General features: G+C 34.1%; 10 protein-coding genes. 5 read left to right on the forward strand and 5 right to left on the reverse strand.

From position 1 onward, the window contains the following. The first annotated feature begins 206 nt into the window (after window positions 1-206). Complete coding sequence (locus ABID56_RS12765; RefSeq protein WP_354221821.1) at window positions 207-764, forward strand: SurA N-terminal domain-containing protein; 558 nt, start codon at window positions 207-209, stop codon at window positions 762-764. A gap of 1,154 nt (window positions 765-1,918) precedes the next feature. Here the strand turns inward: ABID56_RS12765 and ABID56_RS12770 are convergent. The 3 genes from ABID56_RS12770 to ABID56_RS12780 all read right to left on the reverse strand — a co-directional run bounded on the left by ABID56_RS12770 (window position 1,919) and on the right by ABID56_RS12780 (window position 3,556). After that, on the reverse strand, window positions 1,919-2,323 hold the full coding sequence (locus ABID56_RS12770) for a hypothetical protein (protein ID WP_354221823.1): 405 nt from the start codon (window positions 2,321-2,323) through the stop codon (window positions 1,919-1,921). A gap of 206 nt (window positions 2,324-2,529) precedes the next feature. Continuing rightward, the gene (locus tag ABID56_RS12775) at window positions 2,530-2,940 is read right to left on the reverse strand and encodes a hypothetical protein (protein ID WP_354221825.1); all 411 of its coding nucleotides are present in this window, start codon (window positions 2,938-2,940) and stop codon (window positions 2,530-2,532) included. 217 nt (window positions 2,941-3,157) lie between these two features. Continuing rightward, on the reverse strand, window positions 3,158-3,556 hold the full coding sequence (locus tag ABID56_RS12780) for a hypothetical protein (RefSeq protein ID WP_354221827.1): 399 nt from the start codon (window positions 3,554-3,556) through the stop codon (window positions 3,158-3,160). Window positions 3,557-3,830: 274 nt separating this feature from the next. Here ABID56_RS12780 and ABID56_RS12785 point away from each other — a divergent pair, with 274 nt between their 5' ends. Continuing rightward, window positions 3,831-4,187, forward strand: a complete 357-nt coding sequence (locus ABID56_RS12785) for a GIY-YIG nuclease family protein (protein ID WP_354221829.1) — start codon at window positions 3,831-3,833, stop codon at window positions 4,185-4,187. Window positions 4,188-4,204: 17 nt separating this feature from the next. Further along, window positions 4,205-4,471: a hypothetical protein gene (locus ABID56_RS12790; protein ID WP_354221831.1), complete on the forward strand. Its 267-nt coding sequence runs from the start codon at window positions 4,205-4,207 to the stop codon at window positions 4,469-4,471. Here the strand turns inward: ABID56_RS12790 and ABID56_RS12795 are convergent. Next, a protein-coding gene (locus ABID56_RS12795; protein ID WP_354221833.1) for an IS3 family transposase occupies window positions 4,468-5,591 on the reverse strand; the annotation gives its coding sequence in 2 pieces (ribosomal slippage) (window positions 4,468-5,342 and window positions 5,342-5,591; 1,125 coding nt in all). The genes ABID56_RS12790 and ABID56_RS12795 overlap by 4 nt on opposite strands. Window positions 5,592-5,742: 151 nt before the next feature. Between ABID56_RS12795 and ABID56_RS12800 the strand changes: the two genes are divergently transcribed. Further along, window positions 5,743-7,587: a DUF8451 domain-containing protein gene (locus ABID56_RS12800; protein ID WP_354221835.1), complete on the forward strand. Its 1,845-nt coding sequence runs from the start codon at window positions 5,743-5,745 to the stop codon at window positions 7,585-7,587. Window positions 7,588-8,064: 477 nt separating this feature from the next. After that, complete coding sequence (locus tag ABID56_RS12805; RefSeq protein ID WP_354221837.1) at window positions 8,065-8,406, forward strand: helix-turn-helix domain-containing protein; 342 nt, start codon at window positions 8,065-8,067, stop codon at window positions 8,404-8,406. Window positions 8,407-8,434: 28 nt separating this feature from the next. Here ABID56_RS12805 and ABID56_RS12810 read toward each other — a convergent pair whose 3' ends face one another. Continuing rightward, window positions 8,435-9,052: a DUF6088 family protein gene (locus tag ABID56_RS12810; protein WP_354221839.1), complete on the reverse strand. Its 618-nt coding sequence runs from the start codon at window positions 9,050-9,052 to the stop codon at window positions 8,435-8,437. Between the last annotated feature and the right edge of the window lie 83 nt (window positions 9,053-9,135).

The raw sequence follows: 9,135 nt of genomic DNA on the forward strand, positions 1-9,135 counted from the left end.
TGTTGTGTGCTAACTTTATTCTACAGAAAGGGTCTTCCTTTTTCTATACCATCACGTGGTCATATTCTATTTACACAAAATATTTTACACTCTCTGGTATTTTTATGGTAAAATGAGTTAAAAGATTTTCTTAAACTAAATCGCAGGATTGTTGAAGAAGTCTTTTATCACAAAGTTGATACTTATAAAGACTTAGGGGTGAACCAATGAACAAATTGATTAGTAGTATTATTTTGATAAGTTTAAGTTTTATAGTGGGATGTTCAGGCTCAGCCACATGTGACAATGACGAAGTAGCCGCTATTGTAAGGGGAGAAGAAATAACAGTTGGGGACATTCGTTTTTTAGTTGAAGTGGAAGATGAAGATTTACCTGAAGTTGTTGAGTCAATGGTTAGGGAAACTGTTGTTATTCAAGAAGCTAAGAAAATGGGAATCGATGTATCAGATGAAGTCGAAAGCTCAATTGAATCTTTTGGTCAGTATCCTCCTGAAAATGTTGATACTGATGAAGCAAATGAAATTAGAGAGTTTGCAAAGGCTCAGGCTGAGAGATTTGATATGAAGCCAAAAGAGTATCATAAGGAGTATATTGAGAGAAGTGCTAAGAGAAGTGCCTATGCAAATGAATTTTTTAAAGAACATTTTGGCGATAAGCAACCTGAAACAGAAGAAGAAGCTGAAGAATTGAATGACGATATACAACAAACAATTGATGCGTTGTTAAAAGAACACGAAGATGAAATTGAAATACGAATTAAATAATTGATAAATAATAATTTCTTATCCAACTAACGGAAGCGTTAGTTTAAAAAGAATGAGCATTTTCCAGTAAGGAATTTGCTCTTTTTTGTTGTCTAATTTGCATTAGTTTTTGCACGTGATTATGGAGGTCTTCAATAATTATTTATGTTTGCAACTTAGGTTGCATTTCGCTTTGTAATTACCTGCTCAAAATACAAATAAACATTGATATTACGCTGAAAAATGAGCATCAAATTGCTATGCAATTCAACGCACATTACATAATACATTTCAATTCTTTGTACTCCAAAACTGAACAATTTATTCCTTTTTTATTCCCGTTTTTCATCGCTTTTCTTCAACTTGTCCATACGATAGAAGTTATTTTCTCTATTTTGGTCTGTTCTATATTATATGATGTTCTTTACCGTTCGTTCAAAAATGGCTTGAAAAGCGACGGGACGGAAAAAAGGATATGTTGTTGTTCTTCCTTCTTTTCTAGGTTTTGAACTTTTGTTTATATCCAATATTAAAATATTTCAATTCATATATTTGAGGTTTTAGGATTTTGTTATTAAAACATTGTTATGATGACTTTATGATTAATAATTAAATAAGGGTATGTCTTATATATTGATAGAATAAATCGTTCGTCATTTTGATTTATGGTTAAATGATTTGAGTGACAATCATTAGTGTTAGATTGATTCATTTGAAAGTGTCGAAATAGATGATTTGATTATATTGAAAATGAATCTATTGATACATTACATCTTAAATTATGAGATATCATAATAGTGTTAAGTGTTGGTATGACGACAGTTGTTATGGTTTATTTGATAAATGATAGTAGGATTTGTTGATTTATAGAATTATGATTGTTGGAAGTAAACATTGTTATGTTAAATTCAAGTGCGTTAAAAGCGTCGGCTTCTGAATAAAAAATTCAAAGGCGAAAGGCGTGAAACATTCCTTTTTAAAAAGCGCATTTCTTTTTAAAAAGAGCTCTCGCCAAGAGAGCTTAAAGCTTTTGACTTTTAAGATTTATGGTTTCTTTATATGATGATATTTAATATGATTTAACCGTTTTTTATTAAATTTAATTCAATCTAATATAATTTGACGGCGTTTTATTTATCAATATTTGAAATGGAACAGATAATATTAAACGTTATTTAATAATAGCGGTTATGTATCATGTCAGTCACATCAATAGAATCAGTGGTATGGTATTGGCCATCTGCTATGATATGTAGTATTTTATTGAAGTCCGAAGTATCAATCACTGTGTAAAAAATAATAATATCATCGAATGTTTCACTTATAAATTGAAATAAAATATTAAGGTGTTTGTTCGGATTTAAGTATTTGATGGTCAGTTCGTTAATCCCAAACTCTTGTTCAAGTAATAAACAATACTGCAGTTTGTGAAACGCTTCTACGTTATATGTATCTTGAAAAATAGTATTCACTCGGTTAAAAGAAACTAAATTGTTGCTCACAATCAGTAGGTTCTTAATCGTTGATAGACTGGCTTGATTGCCTTTGATTTGGATATCATGAATATCATATGACGACATGGTTCTAAGCACTCCTTTATAAAATGAATTTGTTCTAAGCATAGCTGATGAATGAGCCGATTCAAATAACAGTTAAGGCATAAAAATAAAACACTTTTAACCGATGTGATTAAAAGTGTTTCAATCGATTCATGTCATAGGTGTTGTGCAATCATCAGTACAGATTTGTGCAAAGTTACAGTACAATCTATTGCAACGAGATTATATTATGTATCTTCTGCACCTGGCTGATGAAATACTTCAACTTCTAAACCTTCAGGGTTATAAAAATCAAAAGGAACAATCTCTTCAACGCTTAAATCATGACCATCTGAAAAAATGGTTAAAATAATTCCGAGCTGTCTGTCAACATAATAGTTATAACCTTCGTAAGCACGTTTGGAAATGGACAAGGCTTTGCCCATGACGTTCTTCGGCTTTAAATTAAACATATCCAATGTTTCTTTATCGACATTGACATCAACTTCGTGCACAACATCACCATAACCAGGATATGTATGAGTCGACCATCCACCCGACCCATCGTCCTTTATAACAATTTGGACCTTAACGGAAGATGGAAATTCAATGACGTTATCGAGTTCTTGTTGATTGTTGTTTTCTTCATCATTAGCCATAGGTAAGCATCCTTTCATTTTTAATAGTATTTAAAATAATTTGACAAATATTTTAACATATATAACATTGATTTAATATTTTATGACAACCATTTCTAAAATTGTTTTGCCTTGATTAAATAGTATTTAAATCTATTAAAAAACGTCACCTTATTTAAAAGATGACGATGGTTTCTATTGTTGCTTTTAAAAACCTTGGGAACTTGGTTTTAAGGTCTTAAGATTTCGAGTATTGGTTTTGGAGTTTCTTTTTTGATAGGCGATTTAACTTTTTATCGAACTCGTGTAACTGTTTGTTGCGGTTTTTCGTGTTGTTGATTTGTTTGATGCGTTCATATTCTGTTTTGGTTGGTTTTTGCTTCAACAACTGTTGTTTTATTCGTTCGATGTCATGCAGATATTGTTTTCTTTCCTCAATCATCTCAAAGATTTGCTCTTGGTCTTCTTCAGATAAAGAATGGATAAAATCATCAACTTCCTGGGAATGTAATGGCCCAATATAGAGCCATTTATATTTGGAATCTGGATTGTTCCGTAAATGAACAGGTACATACTGCCAAGAATAAACATATAAATGCCCGTTAATCGATTTGATTGATACCTTCCCCGTTTTCATCCATTAAACATCCTTTCATTTTTCAACACTTTACTTTAAAAAGATGTTTTTTGTTAGAAATCGAGCATTTTATCCAATGACAGTTAAGTCAGCTTTTTATTTTTTACATTATTGTTCATAAAGCCTGTTATGACAGGGTTTAACATCATTATATTTTTTTAATCGACAGTTAGATTCAATGATTTTGTTGTTGAATTAACTGTCTTTTTTTCTATAACTTAAGGTTCAAAGGGACTAAGTTACATAGTTCAAACCTTACAAGGAGTTGATGACGTTGTTACAAAATAACATTAAGTATTTGCCGAATGACCATGTGCCCGAATTAGCGGGCGTTTACATCCTAGAGGATACTGAAAGTGGCCGTGTTTATGTCGGTTCGAGTATCAACATGCGCTCTCGGATTGCCCATCACCGCTCGTTACTTCAAATGAATAAACATCCCAACAAACAACTTCAAGCATTGTTCTTAGAAGGCAATCTCATTTTTAAAGTCCTTGTTTCTTTCCCAGTTCCAGACAAGCACAAGGTCAAAGAAGCTGAACAGTTATTTATTGAAGCAAGCCCAGCATTGTTTGAACAAGAATTAGTTAATAAGAAACCAGCCCGGGCTTTTCATTTAATTAATCATTAAGTTATGAGGTGATGTTAATGACAACGCAAACCGTATCCTTATCGAAAGATGAAAAAATAAAGCGTGTTATCGATTTAACGGAACAAGGCAAACCATTAGAAGTTATATCGGATGAGTTAGGTTATAGCCAGCCGAAAAATCTCATTCGGTTTATGGCACGTAGTCAATTTAAATTTGATGCCGACCATCATCGTTTTATTCATCAAGCTAATCGGAACCAAAAGAAAGAAACAAAGAAGGAAAGGCAGGAACCAGTTCATCATGGTATGTCAACACTAAACTAGACAAAAACGTTAAGGTCTTTTGACTTGAACTCAGCAGGTGTTAAATAATCCAGTGATCCATGGATGCGAATGTGATTGTACCAGTTCACAAAATCAAATAATTCAAGGTCAAGTTCTTGTTGGTTAATAAAATGGGAACCCCTGACAAACTCTATTTTGATGGCTTTAAACGTGGCCTCAGCAACGGCGTTGTCATACGGATTACCTTTGTTGCTTAAGGATCGTTCAATATCAAACGAATCAAGAGCCCCATCAATGGTCGCGTTTTTAAATTCACTTCCACGGTCCGTGTGGAACAATTGAAATGGACGAAGGTCTTTCTGAACAGATGCAAATGCACGGTGAACTAACGCTGCATCCTTATGTGGCCCAGTACTATGTCCAATAATCTCACGATTATATAAATCGACCAGCACACAAATATAATGCCAGCTATGCCCAACACGAACATAGGTTAAGTCACTGACCATCACTTTATGGGGTTCGGATGGATCAAACTCACGATTCAAAGAATTGCCAATCTCAGATTCATTAACTTGGGATTTCATGGGTTTAAATTGGGCAACCGTATACTTAGATACTAAACCTTGCTCTTTCATAATCCGTCCGATCCGACGTCGAGAGACGGTCCACCCTAATTTAGCGAGTTCAACTTGGATTTTTCGCTGACCATAGTTTTGGCGGCTATCTTTAAATATTTGAACGATCTGTTCGACGAGTTCGTTCTCGGTGTTTTCACGAGCCTGAGATTCATAATAGTACGTACTTCTTGAAATTTGTAGGACGTCACACATTGCTGATACCGAGTATTTGTGACGGTTTTGACGAATCACATCTACTTTCGTCCCATGATCAGCGCGGCTTGCTTTAAAATATCATTTTCCATAGCCAGTTGTTGATTTTTATTGCGTAATTGGATAAGTTCTTCTTGTTCAGGTGTCCGATTGTCTTTTTCTTCAAAGGACCCGCTATCACGGTATTGCTTGACCCACCTATCGAAGGTGGAAGACGTTAATTCGTATTCTTTAATAATGTCAGCACGAGGCTTTCCTGACGTATAAAGCTGTACTAATTGTTCTTTGAATTCCTTTGAAAACGATCTTCTTTGACGTTTGGTCATATGTTTTCTCCTCAGTTTTTATATTTGAACCAAGTGTATATGACCTTAGTGAAACTGTCCAATTAAGTGTAACCGGTCCAAATTATTTTATAAAACGGTACGATAGGGTAAAATGAAACGTAAGATATTGCTCGTTTGGAGAGGTGATGTTATGGAAAACGAATCGTTTTGGGAGATGATTCGTGATGGTGAGAATGCAAAGTTAGAATGTAAATTAGCTGAAAATACATTGCCAAAAGAAATGTGGTATACATACTCAGCATTTGCCAATACGGATGGCGGCGTTATTTTACTGGGTGTTGAGGAAAAGAAAGGTGAATTTTTCCCTGTTGGAACGAATGATGTTGTAAAACTGCAACAAGAATTATGGAATCAGATAAATAACCCACAAAAAATAAGTCAGAACATTTTGCGCAATGAAGATGTGCAACCAATTAAAGTTGAGGGTAAGGATATTTTGAAAATCAATGTTCCTAGAGCGAACCGTGAACAACGGCCAGTATATATTGGGCAAAATCCATATATTAATACCTGGCGACGTAACTATGAAGGCGATTATAGCTGTAGTGAAGAAGAAGTAAAACGGATGATTGCGGAACAATCGTCTCAAGCGTTAGATAATCAAATTATAGAAAATTTCAGCTGGGACGATTTGAATATGGAATCATTCAAAAACTATCGTCAACGATTTTCTAATATGAAACCGGATAGTAAGTGGAATGAATTAAGCGATAAAGATTTTTTGAAACGTATCGGTGGTTGGAGCCATGACCGTAATACAAATAAAGAAGGTCTAACCGTGGCTGGATTATTGGTTTTTGGTGAAGAGCACACCATTACAGATTACTTTCCCCATTTTTTCTTAGATTATCGTGAAAAGCTGTCGGATGATATCAAAGAACGTTGGTCCTATCGAGTGACATCCCATGATGCTACATGGTCAGGAAATTTATATGATTTTTTCTTTAAGGTAATTCAACGACTCGTATCCGATATTGATGTTCCTTTTGAATTGGACCAAGAAACATTAGCTAGAAAAATTGAAACGCCTGTCCATTCGGCACTTCGTGAGGCTGTATTGAATAGTATTATTCATGCCAACTATTACGGGGATGTTGGTGTCGTGATTGAGAAAGAACAAAGTGGGTTTAGGTTCTCTAATCCTGGTACGCTAAGAATGCCAATTGAAAAAGCGATAGAAGGGGGTAATAGTGACCCACGGAATCCCAATATATTTAAGATATTTGCGCAACTTGGATACGGTGAGCGCTCAGGGTACGGTCTTGAAAGTATTTATTTAACATGGGAAGAACAACATTGGCAAAAACCCGTATTACATGAAGAATTTCGACCTGAGAGAACAACATTAACGTTAATGCCAATATCATTAATGCCAAATGATGTTGTTCATAAATTTAAAATACTACTTCAAGACCGCTTTCATTTATTAGATAAATCAGAGTTGTTTGTGTTAGTAAAAATCTATGAAGAAGGTTACGTGACGAACGCTCGTTTACAAGCTTTAACACAGGAGTCATCTTCTGAAATTAATAAACGGTTATCTAATTTAGTTGAAGAAGGCCTTTTGGAATCAAATGGGAAAGGTCGCTCGACGTATTACACCTTATCTAATGTGTTTAGTGATTTATATGATGAGAATGGTTCGATTCAAATGACAGACCAAGAAGTGGAATTCGATATTGAAAGTATAAATGATAAACTTTGGGATATAGCAGAAACAGCACGCGAATCAAAACGTTTAAAGGCAGAGAAAATGCAAGAGATTATATTGACTTTATGTTCGTATAAATATCTGACGATTAATGAATTATCCGATTTAACAGGCAGGGAAGGGAATGCGTTAAGACGTATTCACATCAGACCCTTGGTTGAAAACAGTTTGTTAGAATTGCGTTATCCAGAAACCCCGCAGCATCGTAATCAAGCTTATAAAACGAAAGAACCGTCAAAGTATATTGTTGAAAATGATGCGTGATGTTTTGAACATAGAAGACAATAACTTATATTTGGATACTTTGTGATGATATTAAAATGAAAAGAATTATTTCTTGAGACATAAGAAAGGGTTCTTAAAGCACAAGAAAATGTTCTTAAGACACAAGAAAGGTTCATAAAGCATAAGAAAAGTGTTCTTAAGACACAAGAAAAGGTTCTTAAAGCATAAGAAAAGTGTTCTTAAGACACAAGAAGGGTTCTTAAAGCATAAGAAAAGTGTTCTTAAGACACAAGAAAAGGTTCTTAAAGCATAAGAAAAGTGTTCTTAAGACACAAGAAAAGGTTCTTAAAGCATAAGAAAAGCGCTCTTATGATACAAGAAAGGGTTTTTAGAACATAAGAAAAGGTCTTATAAAGCTTAAAAAGATTTTTTAGATGTTCTCAGTTGATTATATTCTAAGTTTTAAAGTTCCTAGTAGAAAGCTAGGGGCTTTTTAATAGGAGGAGTTGGTTAGTCATGTCGATAAAACGTTTTAATCATGAGTTATTTGCGGAGACATTAAAAGAATATCTTGGTGAACAACCGCGTTCAGTTATTGCAGAGAAATTAAATACGAGTCGTGTTGCTGTTTTATTATGGGAAAATCAGAAGCAAGAACCGACATTAGATGAGCTACAGTTATTTTGTGAAACGTTAAATGTGAGTACCGATACATTCTTTTATGAAGAACCAGAAGACACGACTTCACAATTAAAAAAGCTAGTCAAATCAACTGACAAACAAAACTTAGAGGAAGTATTGAATCGCATTAAAATAAGGGAAAAGTATATTGCAATTGAAAATCGTAAGTATGAATAGCTAGTATATACTAGTATCCAATACCAACCTAAACTTTTGTAATATGGTTATATAAACCACTTTCATGGACCTTAACAAGGGTTGTTTCTGGATAGCTACTCAAAATTGATTCGAATTCGTGTTTCGGTAAAGACATGCCAGCTAAGTGTTCCAGTATTATTGGATAACCTTGACTTGGTGATTTTTCACTAAGCTTATCGTAATTTGATAGAAGGTCTAATGCTTGTAGAATTTTGATGTTTTGTTCATTAATTGGTTTTATTGGTTTTCTTAAAATCACTTGCCAATTATTGATTTTGATTTTGCGTTTTCGACTTGTCTCCTTGTTCGTGACTACATCAAAGATACCTGGTGTTTGAGATGTTAAGTTAAATTGGTTTGCTAAAGCAATGCCTGTTTGGTAACCAATAGGCTTATGGTTTTCATACAAGTATTTTCGTTGTATGACTTGATTAAAGCTTAACGTTTGCTTGTTTAATAACGCATCAGGCTTTGGAATAAAATAAATTCCTGGGGCATACCTTTTAATTTTGTTTTTATCAGCTAACCGTTTTAACTTCATACGTAGTGTAGAGCTTTCAAGAGCCAGTTCTGGTCTGAGTTCATCAGTGAAAATTGGCTCATTATAACCGTATGTAAGCGTCAAGTAAAAATGAACACTTTTTGCTAATTAATTCTGAACACTTTCTTCCTGAAATATGGAAGTTCGATTCTTCATTCGATGACTAT

It is taken from the genome of Alkalibacillus flavidus (assembly GCF_040545925.1).
Taxonomy (GTDB): domain Bacteria; phylum Bacillota; class Bacilli; order Bacillales; family Alkalibacillaceae; genus Alkalibacillus; species Alkalibacillus flavidus.

What these genes read in the sequence shown, in the direction of transcription:
- ABID56_RS12770 (WP_354221823.1), bottom strand. Translation starts at nt 2,323, where the DNA reads ATGTCGTCATATGATATTCATGATATCCAAATCAAAGGCAATCAAGCC.
- ABID56_RS12800 (WP_354221835.1), top strand. Translation starts at nt 5,743, where the DNA reads ATGGAAAACGAATCGTTTTGGGAGATGATTCGTGATGGTGAGAATGCA.
- ABID56_RS12790 (WP_354221831.1), top strand. Translation starts at nt 4,205, where the DNA reads ATGACAACGCAAACCGTATCCTTATCGAAAGATGAAAAAATAAAGCGT.
- ABID56_RS12805 (WP_354221837.1), top strand. Translation starts at nt 8,065, where the DNA reads ATGTCGATAAAACGTTTTAATCATGAGTTATTTGCGGAGACATTAAAA.
- ABID56_RS12780 (WP_354221827.1), bottom strand. Translation starts at nt 3,556, where the DNA reads ATGAAAACGGGGAAGGTATCAATCAAATCGATTAACGGGCATTTATAT.
- ABID56_RS12765 (WP_354221821.1), top strand. Translation starts at nt 207, where the DNA reads ATGAACAAATTGATTAGTAGTATTATTTTGATAAGTTTAAGTTTTATA.
- ABID56_RS12775 (WP_354221825.1), bottom strand. Translation starts at nt 2,940, where the DNA reads ATGGCTAATGATGAAGAAAACAACAATCAACAAGAACTCGATAACGTC.